This window comes from Comamonas thiooxydans, assembly GCF_002157685.2.
Lineage (GTDB): Bacteria > Pseudomonadota > Gammaproteobacteria > Burkholderiales > Burkholderiaceae_C > Comamonas > Comamonas testosteroni_H.
The window spans coordinates 4,647,709-4,670,285 of record NZ_AP026738.1 but is presented as its reverse complement, the minus strand read 5'-3'; the positions used below and the strand labels follow the sequence as shown (position 1 = coordinate 4,670,285).

General features: G+C 61.5%; 21 protein-coding genes and 1 tRNA gene. All 22 read left to right on the top strand.

Going from position 1 to position 22,577, the window contains the following annotated elements; all coding sequences use genetic code 11:
* Nucleotides 1-8 precede the first annotated feature (8 nt).
* The 22 genes from CTR2_RS21730 to CTR2_RS21630 all read left to right on the top strand — a co-directional run bounded on the left by CTR2_RS21730 (nt 9) and on the right by CTR2_RS21630 (nt 22,546).
* Nucleotides 9-758, top strand: a complete 750-nt coding sequence (locus CTR2_RS21730; RefSeq protein WP_003052181.1) for an electron transfer flavoprotein subunit beta/FixA family protein — start codon at nt 9-11, stop codon at nt 756-758.
* 160 nt (nt 759-918) lie between these two features.
* A complete protein-coding gene (locus CTR2_RS21725; protein ID WP_087081080.1) occupies nt 919-1,851 on the top strand; it encodes an electron transfer flavoprotein subunit alpha/FixB family protein in 933 nt (310 codons plus the stop codon).
* A 130-nt stretch (nt 1,852-1,981) separates the two neighbouring features.
* The gene (locus CTR2_RS21720; RefSeq protein ID WP_087081082.1) at nt 1,982-2,968 is read left to right on the top strand and encodes a tripartite tricarboxylate transporter substrate binding protein; all 987 of its coding nucleotides are present in this window, start codon (nt 1,982-1,984) and stop codon (nt 2,966-2,968) included.
* A gap of 78 nt (nt 2,969-3,046) precedes the next feature.
* On the top strand, nt 3,047-4,591 hold the full coding sequence (locus CTR2_RS21715) for a class I adenylate-forming enzyme family protein (RefSeq protein ID WP_087081084.1): 1,545 nt from the start codon (nt 3,047-3,049) through the stop codon (nt 4,589-4,591).
* Between the two features lie 42 nt (nt 4,592-4,633).
* Nucleotides 4,634-5,404 carry a class II aldolase/adducin family protein gene (locus CTR2_RS21710; RefSeq protein ID WP_087081086.1) on the top strand — a complete coding sequence of 257 codons (771 nt, stop codon included), beginning with the start codon at nt 4,634-4,636 and terminating at the stop codon, nt 5,402-5,404.
* A gap of 185 nt (nt 5,405-5,589) precedes the next feature.
* Nucleotides 5,590-6,519 (top strand): 2-hydroxyacid dehydrogenase, encoded by a 930-nt coding sequence (locus CTR2_RS21705; protein ID WP_087081088.1) that lies wholly within the window; start codon nt 5,590-5,592, stop codon nt 6,517-6,519.
* A 66-nt stretch (nt 6,520-6,585) separates the two neighbouring features.
* A complete protein-coding gene (locus CTR2_RS21700; RefSeq protein ID WP_087081090.1) occupies nt 6,586-7,572 on the top strand; it encodes a Bug family tripartite tricarboxylate transporter substrate binding protein in 987 nt (328 codons plus the stop codon).
* 243 nt (nt 7,573-7,815) lie between these two features.
* A tRNA-Gln gene (locus tag CTR2_RS21695) sits at nt 7,816-7,892 on the top strand.
* A 547-nt stretch (nt 7,893-8,439) separates the two neighbouring features.
* Nucleotides 8,440-10,626, top strand: coding sequence for a TonB-dependent siderophore receptor (locus tag CTR2_RS21690; protein ID WP_254913227.1), 2,187 nt, complete (start codon nt 8,440-8,442; stop codon nt 10,624-10,626).
* A gap of 12 nt (nt 10,627-10,638) precedes the next feature.
* Nucleotides 10,639-10,932 carry a hypothetical protein gene (locus tag CTR2_RS21685; protein WP_087081094.1) on the top strand — a complete coding sequence of 98 codons (294 nt, stop codon included), beginning with the start codon at nt 10,639-10,641 and terminating at the stop codon, nt 10,930-10,932.
* Nucleotides 10,932-12,653, top strand: a complete 1,722-nt coding sequence (locus CTR2_RS21680; protein ID WP_087081095.1) for a PepSY-associated TM helix domain-containing protein — start codon at nt 10,932-10,934, stop codon at nt 12,651-12,653. The genes CTR2_RS21685 and CTR2_RS21680 overlap by 1 nt, the downstream gene beginning before the upstream one ends.
* Nucleotides 12,650-12,988, top strand: a complete 339-nt coding sequence (locus tag CTR2_RS21675) for a DUF3325 domain-containing protein (RefSeq protein WP_087081097.1) — start codon at nt 12,650-12,652, stop codon at nt 12,986-12,988. Before CTR2_RS21680 ends, CTR2_RS21675 begins: the two co-directional genes overlap by 4 nt.
* A 106-nt stretch (nt 12,989-13,094) precedes the next feature.
* A complete protein-coding gene (locus CTR2_RS21670) occupies nt 13,095-14,276 on the top strand; it encodes an efflux RND transporter periplasmic adaptor subunit (RefSeq protein WP_087081099.1) in 1,182 nt (393 codons plus the stop codon).
* On the top strand, nt 14,270-16,240 hold the full coding sequence (locus CTR2_RS21665; protein WP_087081101.1) for an ABC transporter permease: 1,971 nt from the start codon (nt 14,270-14,272) through the stop codon (nt 16,238-16,240). The genes CTR2_RS21670 and CTR2_RS21665 overlap by 7 nt, the downstream gene beginning before the upstream one ends.
* 2 nt (nt 16,241-16,242) lie before the next feature.
* Nucleotides 16,243-17,631 (top strand): efflux transporter outer membrane subunit, encoded by a 1,389-nt coding sequence (locus tag CTR2_RS21660; RefSeq protein WP_087081103.1) that lies wholly within the window; start codon nt 16,243-16,245, stop codon nt 17,629-17,631.
* Nucleotides 17,632-17,645: 14 nt separating this feature from the next.
* Nucleotides 17,646-17,891 (top strand): transcriptional repressor, encoded by a 246-nt coding sequence (locus CTR2_RS27600; RefSeq protein WP_087081105.1) that lies wholly within the window; start codon nt 17,646-17,648, stop codon nt 17,889-17,891.
* Nucleotides 17,892-18,084: 193 nt separating this feature from the next.
* Nucleotides 18,085-19,002 (top strand): LysR family transcriptional regulator, encoded by a 918-nt coding sequence (locus tag CTR2_RS21655; protein WP_012839542.1) that lies wholly within the window; start codon nt 18,085-18,087, stop codon nt 19,000-19,002.
* 156 nt (nt 19,003-19,158) lie between these two features.
* Nucleotides 19,159-20,037, top strand: coding sequence for a pirin family protein (locus CTR2_RS21650; protein WP_087081106.1), 879 nt, complete (start codon nt 19,159-19,161; stop codon nt 20,035-20,037).
* Between the two features lie 126 nt (nt 20,038-20,163).
* Entirely contained in the window at nt 20,164-21,051 is an 888-nt protein-coding gene (locus CTR2_RS21645) for a DMT family transporter (protein ID WP_087081108.1), read from the top strand.
* A 29-nt stretch (nt 21,052-21,080) separates the two neighbouring features.
* Complete coding sequence (locus CTR2_RS21640) at nt 21,081-21,503, top strand: DoxX family protein (RefSeq protein WP_087081110.1); 423 nt, start codon at nt 21,081-21,083, stop codon at nt 21,501-21,503.
* A gap of 99 nt (nt 21,504-21,602) precedes the next feature.
* A complete protein-coding gene (gene ycaC, locus CTR2_RS21635) occupies nt 21,603-22,232 on the top strand; it encodes an isochorismate family cysteine hydrolase YcaC (protein WP_003070244.1) in 630 nt (209 codons plus the stop codon).
* Nucleotides 22,233-22,303: 71 nt separating this feature from the next.
* Nucleotides 22,304-22,546 (top strand): hypothetical protein, encoded by a 243-nt coding sequence (locus CTR2_RS21630; RefSeq protein ID WP_176391596.1) that lies wholly within the window; start codon nt 22,304-22,306, stop codon nt 22,544-22,546.
* The last annotated feature ends 31 nt before the right edge of the window (nt 22,547-22,577 follow it).

Here is a 22,577-nt window from a genome sequence, read left to right as displayed (position 1 = left end):
GCTTTCTCATGAAAATCCTTGTACCCGTCAAACGTGTCGTGGACTACAACGTCAAGGTCCGCGTGAAGTCGGACGGCACGGGTGTGGACATCGCCAACGTCAAGATGAGCATGAACCCCTTTGACGAAATCGCCGTCGAAGAAGCCGTGCGCCTGAAGGAAAAAGGCGTGGTGACCGAAGTCATCGCCGTCTCCTGCGGCGTGGCCCAGTGCCAGGAAACCCTGCGCACGGCCATGGCCATCGGTGCCGATCGCGGCATTTTGGTCGAGACCGATGTCGAGCTGCAGCCCCTGGCCGTGGCCAAGCTGCTCAAGGCCCTGGTGGACAAGGAGCAACCCGGTCTGGTCATCTGCGGCAAGCAGGCCATCGACGACGACGCCAACCAGACCGGCCAGATGCTGGCGGCCCTGGCCGACCTGCCCCAGGCCACTTTTGCCTCCAAGGTCGAAGTCGCTGGCGACAAGGTCAACGTCACTCGCGAAGTGGACGGCGGCCTGGAAACCGTGGCCCTGTCCACGCCCGCCGTCATCACCACCGACCTGCGCCTGAACGAGCCCCGCTACGTCACCTTGCCCAACATCATGAAGGCCAAGAAAAAGCAGCTGGACACCTTCAAGCCCGAAGACCTGGGCGTGGACGTGACGCCTCGCCTGAAGACCGTGAAGGTCTCCGAGCCTGCCAAGCGCGGCGCTGGCGTCAAGGTGGCCGATGTGGCCGCCCTGGTCGACAAGCTGAAAAATGAAGCGAAGGTCATCTGACTCCCCCTGAGTCGCCTGCGGCGCCTTCCCCCAAAGGGGGACGACGGCCTTGGCTGCGGGGCGGCCCTTGCTGGCCGTCCCTCGCCAGGCTGCGCTGCTGCCAAGGGCTGATGTCCTCTCTCGGACTTCGCCAGAACGTAAAGAAATTTAGAGGTTGAATATGACTTCTCTCGTTATTGCAGAACACGACAACGCTTCGATCAAGACCGCGACCCTGAACACCGTGACGGCCGCCAAGGCCTGCGGTGGTGATGTGCATGTGCTGGTGGTTGGCGAAGGTGCAGCCGCTGCAGCAGCCGCTGCCGCCCAGATCGCCGGAGTCTCCAAGGTCATCCATGCCGACGGCGCCAGCCTCAAGGACGGCCTGGCCGAGAACGTGGCGGCCCAGGTGCTGGCCATCGCCGGCAACTACAGCCACATCCTGTTCCCCTCGACCGCCTCGGGCAAGAACGTGGCGCCTCGCGTGGCCGCCAAGCTGGACGTGGCCCAGATCAGCGACATCACCAAGGTCGACTCCGCCGACACCTTCGAGCGCCCCATCTACGCGGGCAACGCCATTGCCACCGTGCAGTCCGCCGATGCCGTCAAGGTCATCACCGTGCGTACCACGGGCTTTGACGCAGCGGCTGCCACTGGCGGCTCTGCGGCGGTGGAAACCGCAGCTGCCGTGGCCGACTCCGGCAAGAGCGCCTTTGTGGGTCGCGAAGTGACCAAGAGCGAGCGTCCCGAACTGACGGCCGCCAAGATCATCGTCTCCGGCGGTCGCGCGCTGGGCTCGGCCGAGAAGTTCCAGGAAGTCATGTCGCCGCTGGCCGACAAGCTGGGAGCGGCCATCGGCGCCAGCCGTGCAGCCGTTGATGCGGGCTACGCCCCCAATGATTTGCAAGTGGGCCAGACGGGCAAGATCGTGGCGCCGCAGCTGTACATTGCCTGCGGCATCTCGGGAGCGATCCAGCATCTGGCGGGCATGAAGGACTCGAAGGTGATCGTGGCGATCAACAAGGACCCCGAGGCACCGATCTTCTCGGTGGCCGATTACGGTCTGGAAGCCGATCTGTTCCAGGCAGTGCCGGAGCTGGTGAAGACGATCTAAGCGTTGCCATGGCACCGCGCAACAGGGCGGTGTCAACGGGCTCGGGCAACGGTGTCCGGGCCCTGGCCAGAGCGGCACACAAGGCATGTGCCCCGGCCCCACCTGGTTCAGAGATTCAGGAGACAAAGACATGCAGATTTCCCTTGACCGCCGCAGCCTGATGCTCGCCACGGCCGCCTTTGTGACTGCTGCTGGCACTGGCGCATCAGCCTGGGCACAGTCCGGCGACTATCCTGCGCGGCCGGTCACGCTGATCGTGCCGTTCCCGGCGGGCGGCCCCACCGACCGCCACATGCGTACGCTGGCCGACATTGCGGGCAAGCAGCTGGGCCAGCCCATCATCGTCGAGAACAAGCCCGGCGCTGGCGGCACGCTGGGCCCCGGCGCCATGGCGCGCACCGCCAAGCCCGACGGCTACACCATCACCCAGTTCCCCATGTCCATGCTGCGCATGGCGCATATGCAAAAGACCGCCTGGAATCCGGTCACGGACTTCACCTACATCATCGGTGTCTCGGGCTATACCTTCGGTTTCACGGTGCGCTCGGACTCTCCCTACAAGAGCTTCAACGAGTACATCGCCGCCGCACGCAAGACTCCCGGAAAGATCGAATACGGCTCCACGGGCATAGGTTCCTCGCCGCATCTGCTGATGGAGGAGCTGGCCGAGAACGCCAAGGTCACTCTCAATCATGTGCCTTTCAAGGGCAACGCCGACCTGCAGCAGGCCCTGCTGGGCGGCCATGTGGCAGCGCAAAGCGATGCCTCGGGCTGGGACACCTATGTGAATGGCGGCCAGATGCGCCTGCTCATGACCTTTGGCGAAAAGCGCACCCAGCGCTGGCCCGACGTGCCCACGGCCAAGGAGCTGGGCTATGGCGTGGTTTCCACCTCGCCCTACGGTCTGGCCGGCCCCAAGGGCATGGACCCGGCCGTGGTGCGCAAGCTGCACGATGCTTTCAAGAAGGCCATGGACGACCCGCGCCACATCGAGGTGCTCAAGCAGCTCAACCAGGACGCCTGGTACCGCTCGGGTGCCGACTATGCGCAATGGGCCAGGGAGGCCTTTGCCAAGGACAAGGTTCTGATCGACCGCCTGGGTCTGGCTGCCAAATAAGCCACCGTCTGCCCAAGCGCCTGCAGGGCCGGGGGCTCGCAGGCGCAGCCTGCTTGCAATTCCTGAATCGGAGCTTTCATGACTGTCTGCCTGCCTTCTCCCGATGCCCCCTTCACCACGCTGGCTGCGCTGATCCGCAGCCATGCACGCCAGCAGCCCGGTCATGCCGCGCTGCGCGACGACCAGCAGACGCTGAGCTACGCCCAGCTCGATGCCCTGATGGACCGCGTGGCCGCCGCCTTGCAACAGGGCGGCGTGCAGCCCGGCCAGGCCATCGCCATCTGCGCGTTGAACTCGGTGCGCTATGCCGTGCTGTTCCTGGGCGCGCTGCGCGCGGGCGTGGTGGTCGCGCCGCTGGCGCCGTCGTCCACGGCCGAAAGCCTGGCTTCCATGCTGCGCGATGCCCAGGCGCGTCACCTGTTCCTCGACAAGGCAGCCCAGGACCTGGTGCCTGCCGACGCCGGACTGCAATGCATCTCGCTGGACGGCGTGGCGCCGGGCAGTGCCTTCGAGGACTGGCTGGCGCCGGAAGGTACGCAGCCCGCTGCCGTGAGCGTGGAGCCCGCCGCGCCGTTCAACATCATCTATTCTTCGGGCACCACAGGGACCCCCAAGGGCATCGTGCAATCGCACGGCATGCGCTGGGCCCACATCAACCGGGGCAGCGTCTACGGCTATGGCCCCGAGGGCACGACGCTGCTGGCCACGCCGCTGTACTCCAACACCACCCTGGTGGTGTTCTTCCCCACGCTGGGTAGCGGCGGCTGCGTGGTGCTGATGCCCAAATTCGACGCGGCCCGCTACCTGCAGCTGGCCCAGCAGCACCGCGTCACCCACACCATGCTGGTGCCCGTGCAGTACCAGCGCATCATGGCGCTGCCGCAGTTCGGCGAGCATGACCTGTCCAGCTTCCGCGCCAAGTTCTGTACCAGCGCACCGTTCCGCGCCGAGCTCAAGGCCGACGTGGTGGCACGCTGGCCCGGCAGCCTCACCGAGTTCTACGGCATGACCGAAGGCGGCGGCACCTGCATCCTCGAAGCCCACCTGCACCCGGACAAGCTGCACACCGTGGGCAAGCCCGCCGAGGGCCATGACATCCGCCTCATCGACGAGGAGGGTAGCGAGGTCGCCCCCGGCGCGGACGGGGAGGTCGTGGGCCACTCGGCCAGCATGATGACCGGCTACCACGGCCAGCCCGCCAAGACGCGTGAAGCCGAATGGTTCGATGCCACGGGCAAGCGCTTCATCCGCACGGGCGATGTGGGCCGCTTCGATGCCGACGGCTTCCTGACCCTGTTCGATAGACGCAAGGACATGATCATCAGCGGCGGCTTCAACATCTATCCCAGCGACCTGGAGTCCCAGCTGCGTGCTCACCCGGCCGTGGACGACGTGGCCGTTGTCGGCGTGCCTTCCGATCAATGGGGCGAGACGCCCGTGGCCTACGTGGTGTCGCGCACGGGCCAGCCGGCCCGGCCCGAAGAGATCATGGGCTGGTACAACCAGCAGGCCGGCAAGACCCAGCGCCTGGCGGACCTGCGCTTCATCGCCGAGCTGCCGCGCAGCGCCATCGGCAAGGTGCTCAAGCGCGAGCTGCGCGATCAGTACGCGGCGGGACGCTGAGCCTGTCTTCCATTCCACGATGCCCATCACGAGACCTATCCCATGAGCCATGACACCACGATGTCCGAAGTCCGCCGCCAGGTGACTTCCGAGGAGTGGCAGACCCGCGTCGAGCTGGCTGCCGCCTACCGGCTGGTCGCCCACTTCGGCTGGGACGACCTGATCTTCACCCACATCTCGGCACGCGTGCCGGGCCAGTCCGGCCAGTTCCTGATCAACCCCTACGGCATGCTGTTCGACGAGATCACGGCCTCCAGCCTGGTCAAGGTCGATCACGAAGGCCGGCCGCTGATGGAGACCGAATACGACGTCAACCCGGCCGGCTTCGTCATCCACAGCGCCATCCATGACGGTCGCCCCGAGGTGCAGTGCGTGCTGCACACGCATACGCGCTACGGCGTGGCCGTCTCGGCGCAGAAGGATGGGCTGCTGCCCATCTCGCAGCAGTCCATCTTCCCGCTGGCACGCCTGGCCTATCACGACTACGAAGGCGTGGCCCTGCGCGACGACGAGAAGCCGCGCCTGGTCGATGACCTGGGCGCCAGCAACTTCCTCATCCTGCGCAACCACGGCCTGCTGACCTGCGGCCGCAACGTGGCCGAGGCCGTGCTGGCCATGTACACGCTGGAGTCGGCCTGCCGCATCCAGATCCTCGCGCAGTCGGGCGGCGGCGAGCTGACTCGCATCCCGCAGGACATCATTGCCGACGCGGTCAACCAGTCGCGCCAGGTCACCAAGGGCAAGGGCGCAGGCCTAGCCTGGCCGGGCCTGCTGCGCCGCCTGGACCGCATAGACCCTTCTTACAAGCACTAACACCCCCTGAGTCGCTGCGCGCCTTCCCCCGTTGCACGGCGCCTCTCTACTCGCTGCGCGAGGGAGGGGGACGACACCCTCGCTGCGGGGCGGCGCGGCCGGCATAGGCCCTTGCTCGGTGTCCCGCACTTGGGCTGCTACCGTTTCGCAGGCAGCGAACAGTGCTTAGATTCATGGAGAAATCAATGGGAATTCTGGTCAACATCCACCCCAGCATGGGTGCGCCCATCGCCGATGCGCTGCGCGCGCTGGCGCCCGACGTACCCGTCTGGGCGAACCGCGAAGAGGCACCGGCCGACGCGGTCGAGGCCATGCTCGCCTGGAGCCTCAAGCCGGGCGTGCTTCCGGCCTATCCGCGCCTGAAGCTGCTGTGCGCGCCCAGCGCGGGCGTGGACAAGCTGCTGGCCGTGCCCGACCTGCCGGCCGGCCTGCCCGTGGCGCGCACCGTCGATCCGCAGCAGCATGTGGAGATCGCCCAGTACGTGGTAGGCACGGCGCTGCGCCACACGCGCGAGCTGGACCTGTTCGCGCGTCAGCAGCAGGCCGGCGACTGGCTGCGCCGCCCCGTCCGCGCGAGTGCCGACTGCCGCGTGGGTATCCTGGGCCTGGGAGAGGTCGGCCGCTTCGTGGCCGGCGCCATGCAGGCCATAGGCTATCCGGTCGCAGGCTGGAGCCGCAGCGCCAAAAGCATTGCCGGCCTGGCCACATACAGTGGTGCCCAGGGCCTGGAGCAACTGCTGTCCACCAGCGACATCCTGGTCTGCGCCTTGCCGCTCACGCCCGAGACGCGCGACCTGCTGAACCGCCGCACCCTGTCCCTGCTGCCGCGCGGCGCCTACTTCATCAACGTGGGGCGCGGCGAGCAGGTGGTGGAAGACGACCTGCTGGCCCTGCTCGACGAAGGCCACCTGGCCGGCGCCGCGCTGGACGTGCTGCGCGAGGAGCCGCCCCAGCCGGGAAACAAGGTCTGGGCGCATCCCAAGGCCTTTGTCACGCCGCATATCGCGGCCCAGGCCTCGGCCGACACCGTGGCCCGCCAGTGCCTGGAGAACCTGCGCCGCCTGCGCGCGGGCGAGCCCTTGCTGAATCTGGTGGACGTGGCCCGCGGATACTGAGACATGTTTCCCTTTACCTGTCGCGCTGGCGCGCGGCATTTTTGCCCCAAGAACCAAGAGACACTCATGCCTTCGACATCTCGCCGCAGCTTTCTGCAATCGGGCGCCGCAGCCGGCGCCGCCATGCTGGCACCTTCGGCCTGGGCCCAGAGCCCCTGGCCCTCCAAGCCCATACGCATCATCGTTCCCTACACGGCGGGCGGCTTCACCGATCAGATGGCTCGTCTGCTGCAAGTGGGTTTGCAGAAAGCGCTGGGCCAGCCCATCGTCATCGAAAACAAGCCGGGTGCGAACAGTCTCATCGGTGTGGATCAAGTGGCCAAGTCCGCACCTGATGGCTACACGTTCGGAGTGGTGATTGCCGCTTATGCGGCCAACACCACGCTGTATCCCAAGCTGCCCTACAACCCTGGCAAGGATCTGGTCGGCGTGTCACTGATGGGGATCTCGCCTCTGGTTGCAGCGGTGTCCACCAATGCACCGTTCAAGACCACGCAGGAGCTGATTGCCTATGCCAAGGCGCATCCTGGCAAGGTCAGCTTTGGCTCCTCGGGAAGTGGCTCCAGCGCGCATCTGACAACCGAGCTGATGAAGCTGTTGACCAAGACGGACATGACCCATGTGCCTTACAAAGGGGCCGCACCGGCACTGACCGACCTCATGGGCGGTCAGATCCCCTTGTTCCTCGATCCTCCGCCCAATCTGATCCAGCCTGCCAAGGCCGGTCGCATTCGTCTGATTGGCGTGGCTAGCGACAAGCGACTGGCGGTTTTGCCCGATGTACCGACATTTGCCGAGCAAGGCATCCCCGACCTGATGGGCAGCACCTGGGCTGCAATGATTGCACCGGCAGGAGTGCCCAAGGAGATCGTGCAGCGCATGTCCGCCGAAGTCGCTCGCATCATCCGCAGTCCTGAGATTTCGCAGCGTATGCAGCAGACCATGGGCACGTTTGCAGAAGGTTCCACACCGGAGGAGTGCGATCGTTTCATCGCCGCTGAAACTGCCAAATGGGGCAAGGTCATTCGCGAGGCCAAGGTCACGTTGGACTGATGGCAGCGCCTGCAGCGGGTCATACGCGGATGGCCGCGATCGTTGCCAAGCCGTTTTTCACGGCTTGCTTCATCGCAGCGCGCCATGCAGGCGGTCGCAGATCTGGCATCTGGCGCGGCCGCAAGTCAGGCCGGTTTAGCTGCCGCGAAGCGTCTGGCTGGCATTGAGCGTTTTCGCCTTCAGGCCCTGATCGCCGGAGTTCTCTCAAAGTTGGGAAAACCGCGCTATAATCGCTTTCTCTTTAGGGGAGTCGCCAAGCTGGTTAAGGCACTGGATTTTGATTCCAGCATGCGAAGGTTCGAATCCTTCTTCCCCTGCCAAGATATAAAAGCCCCGGTTGTTTATGCAGCCGGGGCTTTTTCTTTGTGCTCGAGGCGCATCTGCCATCTTTGGACGCTGGCCTGCTACCTCCATCGAGTGACGCTCATGCCGTGCATCTTCTATGCGCCAGAAGCAAGCGGCATTTCGCAACAGTCCACTTTTCAATCGGAACCTCGCTGGGCTAGGCGCCAAGCAGCGCCAGACCGCCTCGTTGCGACAGTGAATCCGGCTTGATGCCGGTGTGTGAATAGCACCAGCTGGCTATCGGCCAGGCAACAGGCTGGCAGATGCGCAGCGATACAGCCGCAGAGACAGGCGCTATTGTTTTACAAAACAGTGGCAATTTTTTTACCTGGGCTTTACAATTCGCGCAGAAATAGAACTGAGATTGATTCTCGTTCTGATTATTTGCTGCCAGCCCCTATACGGTGTCTCCGTTCCAGCCACAGCGTCATTCGTTCTTCGGCACTTCTTGCCTGAAGAGAACACCCAGGCTTGTTTTTTACGCTCATGCTGGAACGCTCGTTTTTCCCCGTAGCCGGGGTTTTGCCATTTCGTCTTCATGCCACGGCTGTGGCCGTCAGCGTGGTCTGCCTGCTGCCTGGTCTCAGCCATGCACAAGAGGATGCCGCCTCGACACTTGCGGAAGTGACGGTGCAGGAAAAGGCCATTCCCAATGTCTATGGAGAGTCGAGTGATTCCTACGCGGCTGGCGGAGTCGAGGTCGGCAAGGCGGCGCAGTCTCTGCGCGAGGTTCCGCAGTCGGTGACTGTGGTGACCCGTCAGCGCATGGACGATCAGGCCATGCGCACGCTCGATGATGTGATGAAGTACACCACCGGGATCACACGCGAAGAGACCTGGCTGGATACGACCTATCTGTCCCGCGGCATGAACATCACCAATTTCCGGTTCGATGGCGGTGCTGCCAGTTCCTCTCGCTCGGGCAGTCGCAGCCTGGACATGGCGCAGTTCGACAGCGTCAGCGTGCTGCGCGGGGCCGACGGCCTGTTTGGTGCAGGCGAGGCTGGCGGGGTGCTGAACTTCACCTACAAAAGGCCCCAGGCCAAACGTCAGACGCAGGTTCTGCTTTCCGGCGGAACCATGAGCAACTATCGCGCCGAGCTCGACACGACGGGCGCGTTGAACGAAAGCGGAACTCTGCGTGGTCGTTTCGTGGCCGTGAACCATGACCGCAAGGAGATGGCAGCACCATCCAAGCTCAAGCGGCAGATGCTGTATGGGGCGCTGGAGATGGACCTGACGTCCAGCACGGTCGCCACGCTGGGTGCCAGCTATCAGAAAGACAGAAATACGGGCTTCAATGCCAGCCTGCCGCGCTATGCGGACGGCAGCGATATCGGCTTTGCGCGCAATACCAACTTTGGTGCACCCTGGAACTGGATCAATCGCGAGAACACCACGGTCTTTGCCAAGCTGGAGCAGCAGCTCGGCAATGACTGGCTGCTCAAGACCCAGCTCAGACACACCCGCTTCAATGAGGGCGTGAATGGCGCGGAGATCGAAAGTTCGCCGGATCCCGTCACGCTGCAGGGGGCGGACTGGTGGATCCATCAAGCCAAGTCACGCGAGCGTGAAACCAGCTTCGATATCAATTTGCAGGGTAGCTTTGATGCCTTGGGTCAGCGCCACGATGTGATACTGGGTCTGGATCAGCACCGCAACAGCAATACCAATCGAAGCCTGTGGCCCAGAGTGGGGCCTGCCGACGTCTTCAACCGGATTCCACCGCAGGATCCGGGCTATCCGCTCGGTGACTGGACCAGTGGCTCGCAGACCAAGACGCAAAAGAGCGGCCTGTATGGTTCCGTTCGTCTGCGTCCCGTGGAGCGTTGGTCTGTGATTCTTGGTGGACGCTATGTGCTGCAGGATCGCAATACCCAGCATGACATGAACGGTGCGCTCACGGCCAGTAGCCGGGAGTCGAATGTCTTTGTGCCCTATATGGGGCTGATGCATGAGCTGACCAAGTCGACCAATCTGTATTTCAGCACCGCCGAGATCTATCAGTCTCAGGCCGGCAAATTCTCTGCACCGCTGCCTGGAACGCCTCTGGATCCTGTGCGTGGTCGTACCTACGAGCTGGGCGTCAAAAGCGAGCTGACTCCCCATCTGATCGCCAGTGCTGCATTGTTTCGTACCGATAAAAAAGGCGAAGCCGTTTACGACCCCGCTTACCCCCAGACCGATTGGCGCGGCGGTTGCTGCTACTTCCGCGACGGCTTCAAGCTGAGCCAGGGCATCGATCTGGAGATGACGGGGCGAATCACTCCCAATCTCCAACTGGCGGTGGGCTATACCTACAACAGCAACGAAGACAGACGCAAGGACAGCGCTCAGTTCAGCACGGTCACGCCGCGCCATCTGTTCAAGGCCTGGGCGGACTATCGCTTGAGCGGTGATTTGCGCGGCTGGAGCGTGGGCGGCGGTGTGGTGGCTCAGAGCTCGAACTACCGGGCCTCTGGCATCAGCGCCTACAACCCGGCAACGGGCCGTTATGACGGAGCCTGGACGCCTTACAACTTCACTTCCCCGGGCCAGGCGGTCTGGTCGGCACGTGTGGCCTATGCATTCAGCAAGGACTGGAGCCTTGCGATGAATGTGGGGAACTTGTTTGACAAGACTTACTACAGCACGGTCGGTTATGCGGGTTATGGCAACTTTTACGGCGAAAAGCGTACGGTTACCGTGTCGCTCAAAGGCCGTTTCTGACAGGGCATAGCAATGTCGCAATCTGATGGGCTGCGCTCTGACTGGGGACTGGGATCGCGCCTGGCTGCGGCAGTGCTGGGAGGCTATGCCGTCTCCAGTGCCTGGGTGGTTTTATGTGGTGCGATGAGTCAATCTCGTGTGGAGACCATTCTGGGGGGCATGCAGTCCAGCTGGCTGTGGTACGTGGCTGTGGTGATCGGGGCCTTCAGTCCGGCATCGCCGCGTCGAATCTGGGGCGTGCTGCTCATTCTGGCTTTCGCCATGCTTGCAGCCACTGCAGCCTTGATCTTGCTGAAGGGGCGCTGATGCAGCCGGCAAAAAAGGAATCGGGTGCGGGCAAGGGCAGCTTCCGTCAGGCTCAGGCATGGTTGCATACCTGGTGCGGCCTGTGGTTCTCCTGGCTGTTGTATGCCGTTTTTCTGACGGGTACCCTGGCCGTCTTCGAGGAGCCCATCACCCACTGGATGACCCCGGAGCATCATGCGCATGAGCACGCCGAGGCCAGGCAGGCAGGCACTGTGCCGCAAGCACAGGCTTCCATGAGCCAGCGTCTGCAGTGGAGCATGGGATATATGCAGCGGCAGCACCCGGGGGCGGACATGTGGGAGCTGTGGCCTGCAGACGCCAAAGGAGGCGGGGACTTGCGCGTCTACTGGTTCGATGGCGACGGCCAGTATGCGGCGGCCCAGCTGGATCCTGCGTCCGGAAATGCCTTGGATGCTTCCGAAGCACCCAAGGTGCGCCAGACATTGGGCGGTCATCATTTTGTGGATTTCCACTATCAGCTGCACGCGGGCCAGCTCGGTCTCTGGATCGTGGGCATCGCCGCGCTTGCCATGCTGGTGGCACTGGTCAGCGGAGTGATTACCCATAGACGGATCTTCAAGGACTTCTTCACCTTCCGTGCCCGCAAAGGGCAGAGAAGCTGGCTGGACATGCACAACGCCGTGGCGGTGCTGACGCTTCCGTTCCAGCTCATGATCGCCTATACAGGCATCGCCATATCTTGCTCGACCTTCATGCCTGCCGGCATTGCGGCCTACTTCGGCAGCAGTGCCGAAGCCGTCAAGTCTTTTCAAGTGGCGCTGAATGAACCGGGCAAGCCGCAGCGTTCGGGCCAGGCCATGCCCGTACCGGATCTGGAGTCCTTCGTGCTGCGCGGGCAGGCCTTGATCGGGCAACCGGTGCGCGCGGTGGTGATTGATTACCCGGGTGATGCGGCTGCACGCATCGGCATCTATGGATGGAATGAAGCCGACGATCTGAGCAAGCGTCTCAGCCCCAGCAGCGGCATGGCCATGTTCTCTGCCGCCACTGGAGAGTTGCAGCAGTTGCGCTTGCCCGGAGGTGTGGATGGCGGTGCGGCATCACTTGCGCAATCGGTGATCGGCGGGCTGCATATGGCGACTTATGGCGGGCTGCCGCTGAAGTGGATGTACTTCATTTGCGGGCTGGCCGGAAGCGCCATGATGGCCACTGGGGCGATTCTCTTCATGGTCAAACGGCGGGGCAAGCATCAGGGGGAGTTTGGCTCCAGCACCTCCACGGTCTACCGGATGATTGAAGCCGCAAATGTGGCGGCCATTGTGGGACTGGGCATCGCCTGTGCGGGATTTTTGGGGGCCAATCGTTTGCTGCCTGTCGAGATTTCGCAACGCTCCAGATGGGAGTTGGTGGTGTTCTTTGCGCTGTGGATTCTGGCTCTCATACATGCGTTGCTGAGGTCGCCGCCATTGGCATGGCGTGATCAGATGGCAGCGCTGGCTGTGCTCTGTCTTCTGTTGCCCTTGCTGAATCTCGTGACGACCGGAGAGCAACTTGCTTCATACCTTCTCGATGGTGACTGGGAGAGCGCGGGGGTTGAGCTTTTCGCCGTTGCTGTCGGAGTGGCGGCGGCTGGTGCCTGGGCCTGGATGCGCAAGGCATCGAACCTGAAACCTGCGCGAAAGCAAATGGCTTGTGAATTGTCGACAGACCTGCCTGTGGCTACGGACGCAAATGCCGCGAAGCAAGGGAGCCTGTCATGACTTTGTGGCAGTCATCGTTGCAGGCCTTTGCTCTTTCGATGGGAGGCATGACGGCTCTCGCTTTTGCCATGGACCGCCATTACGCGCAATTGACATCTCTGGACGAGGTGCCGGCAGCGCATCGTATGGCGCTGCGTGTGCTGGGGGGACTGCTTTTGCTAGCCGTCTGGCTGCCGAGCACCCGCGGATGGAGCGCAACGGTCAGCACCTTGCTCGTGCTGGGCTTCTGGAGTCTGGGGGCTCTCGCGACGGTCGCGGGGCTTTCCTGGTCGGCTCGACACCTGGCTGTGGCAGCCGCCGTGGCGGTGCTGCTGGGGAACGTCAGCTGCCTCTGAATCCCTTGGAGCTCGCAAGGCTTCTGATCTTCAATCGCTCCAATTCATGCCGTGGCCATGGGTTTCAGCAGCGACTGCGAATTGTTTTCTGGAAAGTGCAACGTTCATGACGGTGGGACAAATCAAACGCTGGGGCAGCCTCGGGCTGCTGCTGTTCTGTGCTGGGGGTATTGCCTTGTGGTGGGGGAGTCGGCCCAGGGTCGAGTACCAAAGTGTTGCGGTGCAGCGCGGCGATGTGGAGTCCACCGTCACTGCCATCGGTACTTTGCAGCCCAGAACCTATGTGGATGTAGGGGCGCAGGTCTCGGGTCAGATCACCCGTTTGCTGGTCAGCCCAGGAGCCAGGGTCGAGAAAGGTGCATTGCTGGTGGAGATCGACCCCAGCGTGCAGCGTGCCACCGTGGATGCCGGCAGGGCATCGCTGGCGAGCCTGCGGGCCCAGATCGCGGAGCAGCAGGCGCAACTGAAGCTGGCCGGCCAGCAGTTGAAACGACAGCAGCAACTGGCCGCCGAAGAGGCCACAAGGCAGGAGGATGTGCAGATTGCCGAGGCCCAGGTCGCCGGGGCTGCAGCGCGCATCGACCATCTCAAGGCTCAGATGCAGCAAACACAGGCCAGCCTCAAGGCTGACGAAGCGCGTCTGGGCTATACCCGCATCTATGCACCGATGTCCGGCACGGTGGTATCCGTCGACGCGCGTGAAGGGCAGACCTTGAATGCGACCTATCAGACACCCAATATTTTGCGTATCGCCGATCTGACTGCCATGACGGTCTGGACCGATGTGTCGGAAGCCGACGTGCGGCGCGTGAGAGCGGACATGTCCGTGTATTTCACGACTTTGGGGAGTGCCGGTCAGGAACAGGCGCGTCGGTGGAACAGCCGAGTGAGGCAGGTGCTGCCTGCGCCGCCGGCCAGCGTTGCCCCCGCAGCGGGCAATGCGGCGGCGCCTGCGGCGGCCACCAAGGCCGTGACCTATACGGCATTGTTCGACGTGGATAACAAGGACGCGGAACTGCTGCCGCAGATGACGGCCCAGGTGGTCTTTGTGACCGGCAGTGCGCAGCAGGCATTGACGGTTCCATTGACAGCTCTTCAGTCTGAGAAAGATCCGCAATCGCAGAGCGTTTGGGTGCTGACAGCCAAGCGGCAGCCTGAGCAGCGAAACGTGAAGCTCGGAGTACGAAGTCGCCATCAGGTGCAGGTGCTCGACGGCGTGGCTGAGGGCGAGCGGGTCATCGTTGGCGAAACCCTGATTCCTGGCGGTCTGCGGTGGCTGCAATGGTGAGTGTGACGGAGCAGGCTGCGCTGATTTCGCTGCGTGGCATTCGCAAGCACTATGGCGGAGTGGGCGAGCAGCCGTCGGTGACCGTGTTGCACGGTATTGATCTGGATATTCGCGCGGGTGAGTATGTGGCCGTCGTCGGCAGCTCCGGCTCGGGCAAATCCACTTTGATGAATATCCTGGGTTGCCTTGATAAGGCAAGCGAAGGTTGCTATCAATTTCAAGGGAAGGATGTATCCACGCTGGACTCGGATGCCCTGGCCTGGTTGCGTCGCGAAGCCTTTGGTTTCGTGTTTCAGGGCTATCACCTGATTCCCAGTGAAAGCGCTTCGGAAAATGTGCAGATGCCTGCGATCTACGCAGGCCTGGCCAAGGAGCAGCGGGTGCACAGAGCCCAGCTCCTGCTCGAGCGTCTGGGGCTGGGGTCGCGTCTGGAAAATCGTCCCAATCAGCTGTCGGGCGGTCAGCAGCAGCGGGTGTCCATTGCGCGGGCGTTGATGAATGGCGGCCACATCATTTTGGCCGACGAGCCCACCGGGGCGCTTGACTCGCATAGCGGCGCCGAGGTGATGGCTTTGCTGCGCGAGCTGGCCGATGCGGGACACACCATCATCGTTATCACGCATGACCGCGAAGTTGCGGCTCAGGCAAGGCGTGTCATCGAAATCAGCGATGGACGTGTCGTCAATGACAGTGCTCCCGATGGCATTCCGAACCGAGCAGAGGTTCCTCTTCTGACCCCGCAGCGCAACACCGCAACGTCGGCGATATCCTGGGTGGCTGAGATTTCCGAAGCTGCACGCAGTGCCTGGCGCGGCATGCGCATGAACCGGGTACGCACCAGCCTGACCTTGCTGGGAATCGTGATCGGCGTGGCCTCGGTGATCGTCATGCTGGCCATAGGCGAGGGCGCGCGGCGCAAAGTGGTCGAGCAGATGGGCACCATGGGAACAGCCATTCTCTATATGGGCAGCAAACCACCGGCCAGCGGTGGACCTGCGGGCCAGATCACCGAAGACGATCTGGCCGCCATGCGGGAGTTGCCGGCGATACGCAGAGTCATGCCCGTCATCGGAGACCCTGTCACGGTGCGCTATGGCAAGGCCGACAAGCAGGTCTATGTGTTTGCGGCCAGCGAGGAGATGCCGCTGGTTCACCACTGGAGGGTGGCCCAGGGGCGCTACTTCACGGATGTGGAGGACCGCGATCTGGCTCCGCTGGTGGTGATAGGCCACAAGGCGCATCAGCATTTTTTCCCGGAGGTGGCCAATCCATTGGGGCTGCAGCTGATCATCGGGAACTCGGCGTTCGAAGTCATCGGCGTCATGAGCGAGCGTGGGGCTGACTCCGGCGCCCAGGACTATGACGACATGGTCTTCATTCCCTATCAGTCGGGGCGCGCGCGAGTCTATCAGGCGCAGACACAGCCCGATTACGTGGTCGTGGAGGCCAGCTCCTCGGAGCTGGTCCATGAAGCCGAGGGATCGATCCGCAGCCTTCTGCTGGCGCGGCACGGGGGGCGGGAAGACTTCGGCATCGGCAATGCCGCAGCTCGTATTCAGGCCGAAGCAGCAACTCGCCAGAGCATGGCCGTGATGCTGGGGCTGATTGCGGCAGTTTCACTGGTGGTCGGAGGTATCGGAGTCATGAACGTGATGCTGATGACAGTGCGCGAGCGGACCAGGGAGATCGGCATTCGCATGGCGGTTGGGGCTCGACAGCGTGACATCCTGCGCCAGTTCCTTACGGAAGCCAGCATGGTGACCATTGTGGGTGGGGGCGTCGGTCTGCTTGCGGGGCTGGGCATCGGAATGACGCTTCTTGTCTCGGGCGTACCTGTGATTTTTTCGGTGAAAGCCATGCTGGGGGCATTTGCCTGTGCAGTGCTCACCGGCCTGGTTTTTGGCTTCATGCCTGCCAGGACGGCGGCCCGCCTGGAGCCCGTGCGAGCATTGGCGGGAGAGTAGGCATGTACAAATGGAACACAGTGCTGGCGGCTCTTGCTCTGGCTGGATGTGCGACAACGCAATCCAGTGACGAGGCCCGGGGAATGTCTCTCGATATTCCTCATGCCTGGGCGCAGGAGCAGGGGGCGGAAAACGAACAAGTCAGCGCCAGTTGGTGGCACGGTTTTGGCAGCCCGGAGCTAAGCGCACTGGTTGAGCAAGCCAGGAATCAAAGTCTGGATGTGGCGGCTGCCGTCGCAAGAGTGCAGCAGGCGGATGCCCGGGCAGCTTATGCACGTGCCGCCCTGGTACCGGATTTGAATGCAGATTTCGGTGCCACAAGATCTGCAGCGATGGACAGTCATACGGAAAGAGACGCCAGCACTTGGCGAGTGGGTCTGTCGAGTAGCTACGAGCTGGACTTCTGGGGGCGTCAGCGTGCTTTGAGAGACGCCGCAGAGTCCAACAGGCAGGCCAGCGTGTTTGACCGTGAGACCGTGAGACTGACGGTCACTGCCTCAGTCGCCCAGGCATGGCTCCAGTGTGTGGGCTTGCGCGAGCGCGCCGCGATTGCCCAGCTCAACCTGGAGATTTCGGAGCGGCTCTTGAAGCTGGTCGAGTCCAGAGCCCGTTATGGGGCTGCGACCTCCGTGGAACTGGCTCAGCAGCGTGGCCAGGTTGCTGCACAGCAGCGTGTTGTGGCGTTGCTCCGAAAACAGATTGCAGATGCACACGCGGTGCTGGCACTGTTGTCGGGGCAATGGACTATGGATCTTGTGAGCGAGACCAGTCTTTCGAATCTGGCGATTCCAGGCGTTCGCCAGGGTGCGCCCGCGGATCTGATAACACGCAGGCCGGATGTGGCGAAAGCGGAGGCTCAATTGCTTGCTGCGGATGCGAATCTTGCCGCTGCCAGAGCAGCCATGCTGCCCCGCGTGACGCTGACTGCGGGCCTGAGCTCAGAGAGCGAAAAGCTCGGCAGGCTGCTGGAGAATCCCCTGTCTTCTCTGGCTGCTGGAATTCTGGCTCCGATTTTTGATGCAGGGCGACTTGCTTCGAACCGGGAGCTGGCTGCAGCACAAAAGCAGGAGCTTGTGATCGGCTACCGCAAAGCCATTCTGCAAGCCTTCAATGATGTTCAAACTGCATTGAATGCGGTTGACGGCGCAGAAAAACAAGCGGTAGTTCAGGCGGAGGAAGTGGTTCAGGCGCAGAAGGCGCTTTCGCTGGCGGAAAGCCGATACAAGGCTGGTGCGGACAACTTGCAGACCTTGCTGGATGTGCAGCGTGTGGCCTATCAGAGCAGGGACCTGGCAGTTCAAATGCGACAGGAGCGCCTTCAGGCAAGCATCGCGCTTTACAGAGCCTTGGGAGGAGGCTGGAGGCGGTTGCCGGAAGGGCCCGAGAGTTGAGGAACGTAAGCGTAATGCAACAGTTGAGGGCAGCAGGACTGCGTCCAACCGTCGCCAGAATTGGCGTGCTTCAAGTCCTGCTGAGTTCTGCTCCCCATGCTCTGAGCAGAGATGAGATATATCGTCAGCTATACCTTCGGGGGACTCCTGTCAGTGTGGGAACCGTCATGCAGGTGGTGGCCCAGCTGAGCAGGCTGGGTGTCGTACATCACAACGGCAGACAGGGGCGCGAGTCCGGCTATCTGCTCTGCGCAACCTAATTCAGCAGTCGCACCACATACCCACCGCCCATGCCCTGGCCTGGAGCGATGTCCACGCACCTGTGTGCGATTGCAGACTGGCTCATAGAACTGCTAGGCAAGTTCATGTTATCTGCTGTTTTTGATGATGCGCCACAATGCGGAATCATCATGTGCGGCAGATTTGCCGTGGTTCTTTGCTTCGTCACCACCCATGCGCGACCTCAATGATTTGTACTACTTCGTCCAGGTAGTGGACTATGGTGGTTTTGCTCCGGCAGGCCGAGCTCTGGGTATGCCCAAGTCCAAACTCAGCCGCCGTATTGCTCTGCTTGAGGAGTCTTTGGGCGTGCGACTGCTGCAGCGTTCAAGCCGGCGCTTTGCTGTGACGGATATTGGCCAAGAGTATTACCAGCGCTGTCAGGCCATGCTGGTGGAGGCGGAGTTTGCGCAGGAAGTCATTGATCGTACCCACGAGGATCCTCAAGGCATCGTGCGTCTAAGTTGCCCGCTGGCGCTGCTGGACTACCAAGTCGGTGACATGTTGGCGCGCTTCATGGTGCAGCATCCGCGTGTTCAACTTCAGGTGGACAGCACAAACCGCCGGGTAGATGTGATCCGTGAGGGACTGGACCTGGCTCTGCGTGTACGTTTTCCGCCGCTCGAAGACAGCGAGTTGGTAATGAAGACTTTAGGTGAGAGCACGCAATTTTTGGTGGCTAGTCCCAAGCTCGTGAGCGCAATGGGCGGGATGCCTCAACTGGCGGATCTTTCGCAGTGGCCAAGCCTGGGCGACGGTCGGCTGCAACGCAGTGAAATTTGGCAGTTGCAGGGGCCACAAGGCGCAACGGCGGAGGTGCATTACCAGCCTCGTATGGTTTGCGAAGACCGTATTGCCTTGCTTCAGGCGGCTTTGCATGGCGTTGGCGTAGTGCAGTTGCCGGCCATGATGATCCTGGATGATTTGCGTAGCGGGCGCCTGGTCGACGTCATGCCCGGCTGGAAGCCTCGTGCTGGCATCGTTCACGCCGTATTCCCGTCCCGCCGTGGGCTGCTGCCTTCGGTAAGGTTGCTGCTTGACTTTCTTGGCGTGGAGTTCACTGCTTTGCAGGCACAAATCAAGCAGGCATGACGTCCAGGACCAGCTCAAAAGGGACGATGCACTATCGTTCCAATTAATGAACGCTGGTGGCAAGAATTCCAGGCTATTCAGCGCTCGTGTGCGTCTCTACAGTTACTTCTAACTCGTTCGCAAGTCCTACGTTCTTGCGCACTTCAGGAGAAGTCAATGCAAAAGACCATTCAAGGAATCTACAGCGCACCTCAGCAGCACTGGGTCGGCGATGGATTCCCCGTGCGCTCCCTGTTTCACTACAGTCAGCACGGAACCCAGCTGAGTCCTTTTCTACTGCTGGACCATGCTGGTCCATACAGCTTCGCGCCTACCAGCAAACGTAGGGGTGTGGGTCAACATCCGCATCGTGGATTTGAGACGGTAACAATCGTCTACGAGGGGGAGGTCGAGCATCGTGATTCCACAGGTGCAGGTGGAGTCATCGGCCCCGGTGACGTGCAGTGGATGACTGCTGCTAGTGGCATCCTGCATGAGGAATTCCATTCATCTGCCTATGCCGAGAGTGGTGGCCCCTTCCACATGGTTCAGTTGTGGGTCAATCTGCCATCCAGCGACAAGATGGTCAAGCCTGGTTATCAGTCGATCACCAATGCAGAAATTCCCGATGTCCCACTTCCCGGCAATGCCGGGCGAGTGCGAGTCATTGCCGGAAACCATCAGGGTCATACAGGCCCGGCACATACCCATACGCCCATCAACGTCTGGGATGTACGGATGACAGCCGGCAAGTCCGCAATGCTGCATATGCCGGAAGGGCACACACTGGCTGTGGCGATGCTGCAAGGCTCGTTGCTGATCAATGGCCGGGATGCTGTTCGTACCGACCAAGTGGCACATCTGAGTGTGGACGGTACGCAGGTGTTGCTGGAGGCGAACAACGACAGCTCGTTGCTTGTTCTCAGCGGGATACCGATCTCGGAGCCCATTGTTGGATATGGCCCGTTTGTGATGAATAGCGAGGAGGAAATTCGCATGGCCATCACAGACTTCAACAGCGGCAGATTTGGCCAGATCCATGTTCCAGCCTCCTAGACCGCACAGCGCATGAAATCAGCCAAGGGCTGATGTTATTGCCACCTCTTTTCTCAATCCTTGCCAGCCGTGTTTCGTCTTCAACTTCGAAGCGTGGGAGAGCCGCGCCTTTACCTGGGATAAACAATGAACGCCAAACTTTCAGCTGCCGCCGCAGCCATTCTCTGGGGATTCACCTATGTGCTGACCACTACGTGGCTGCCTCCGCATCCCCTGTTCCTCGCTGCATTTCGTGCTCTGGGAGGAGCCCTGGTCTTGCTGGCCATTGTTCGCTGCGTGCCTCCGCGTGTCTGGTGGGGACGACTGGCGGTGCTGGGCACGTTGAACGCTGGGCTTTTCTTTGGCCTGTTCTTTGTGGCTGCAACCCGCTTGCCGGGCGGCGTCGCCGCAATCTTCCAGGCCTTGACGCCATTGGCGGTGATCTTCATTGCCTGGGGCATTCTGGGAGCACGCCCCACCGCTACCAAGATTGGTTCAGTTTTGCTAGGTGCTTTGGGTGTTTCGCTGGTCGTTCTGTCAAGTAACGCGCAGCTTGATTCGCTGGGTATTGCAGCCGCCATTGGAGGCATGCTGTCCATCGCCGCTGGTGGCGTACTGTTGAACAAGTGGGGGCAGCCACCCATGCCTTTGCTGGGCTTCACAGGCTGGCAGTTGCTGATTGCCGGTGTGGAGTTGTCTCTTGTTGCAGCTGTCGCTCAAGATGTGCCTGCACAACTGAATGCGGCCAATGTTTTGGGCTTGGGTCTACTGGCTGTGGCACTGACTGCCGTTCCCTTTGCCTTGTGGTTCGGAGCCATTGAGCGAGCCGGTGCGGTGGCGGTTGCGCCTTTCATGCTGCTGGTGCCGGTCACAGCTTTCGTGCTGGACGCACTGGTCAAAGGGGTTCAACCCACGGCTTTGCAAGTAGCTGGGGCGGTACTGGTCATGGGGGGCCTGATGCTGAGCCAAAAATCGGCCGGTAAGCCCGGTAACAAATCCACACGTCATGTGCGCAACACCGTGGCGCAAGATTAAATAAAGCCGTTATCAGTTTGGAGCTTGCCATGAATGCCTTGATTGACAACATGCTGCGTTCCCGTTTTTTCTACCTGTTGGCTACGACCTTGCTGACCTATATCTTTTGGTGGAGTGGCTTGAACAAAGTTGTTGACTTTCAAGCTGCCATCGGAGAAATGGAGCACTTCGGTCTTCAGCCTGTCACCCTGTTCGCGATAGTCACCATTGCAGTCCAGCTTGTGGCTCCACTGGCGATCATTACCTGCAGCCGCTGGGCATGGCTGGGCGCCGCAGCGCTGGCGGGCTTCACTTTGGCCACGATTCCCATTGCCCACCGCTTCTGGGAAATGAGTGGCATGGAAGGCTTTCTCGAAAAAGCTCTAGTGCAGGACCACATGAGCGTCATAGGTGGGCTGGCGGTGGCGGCCATCCTGGCTCACCAGCGACGTCAGTCTTTGAGCAAACACTGAGCCGCTACCTCCGCGTTTCAACCATCGGTTTCATCCTGACCTCAAAAGGGCCAGGCTTCCCCGCCCATCTGGGCATCCATGCTCTCCAAGGAGATTTCCATGAGCAACAAACCTTATGTCCGCCTCGACAAGAACAACGCTGCCGTGCTGATGGTCGATCACCAGACCGGCCTGCTGTCCCTGGTGCGTGACATCGACCCCGACAAGTTCAAGAACAACGTGCTGACCCTGGCCGATATGGCCAAATACTTCAAACTGCCCACAATTCTGACCACCAGTTTCGAGAACGGCCCCAACGGGCCTCTGGTGCCTGAATTGAAGGAGATGTTTCCTGATGCCCCATATATTGCCCGTCCCGGCCAGATCAATGCCTGGGACAACGAGGACTTCGTCAAGGCCGTCAAGGCCACGGGCAAGAAGCAGCTCATCGTGGCCGGCGTGGTGACCGAGGTCTGCGTGGCCTTCCCCGTGCTGTCGGCCCTGGCCGAAGGCTTTGAGGTGTTCGTGATCGCCGATGCCTCGGGCACCTTCAACTCCATGACCCAGCAGGCCGCCTGGAGCCGCATGGAGCAGGCCGGTGCTCAACTGATGACCTGGTTCGGAGCAGCCTGCGAATTGCACCGCGATTGGCGCAACGATATTGAAGGTCTGGGGACTCTGTTCTCCAACCACATCCCTGACTACCGCAACTTGATCACCAGCTACAACACGCTGACGAGCGCCAAGTAAAGCTGTTTGACGCCTCGCCTTGACAATGCTGTCGAGCGGGGCGATTCGGCCTGATTAATCAACAGAGTGCTATGCAGAACACTATTGAGTTTGTGAACTCGCTGGGCGACGTGATCTTTCGCACCGCCGATGGAAGTTACGTGCTGGCTCAGCAGATTGACGCCAAGCCGTTGAGTGCGGCGCAGGTTCTGGATGGCGCGCTGGATACCATCGGCATCGAAGCTGCAACAGACCCAACAACTGGGGCGACATACGAGTTTTTCATTGCAGCCTACGGCCTGTCACGTGATGCTGCGTTCGATGGCTTTGTATGAAGGCAGATCCCTTGCTCAGGGCCCTAATGAG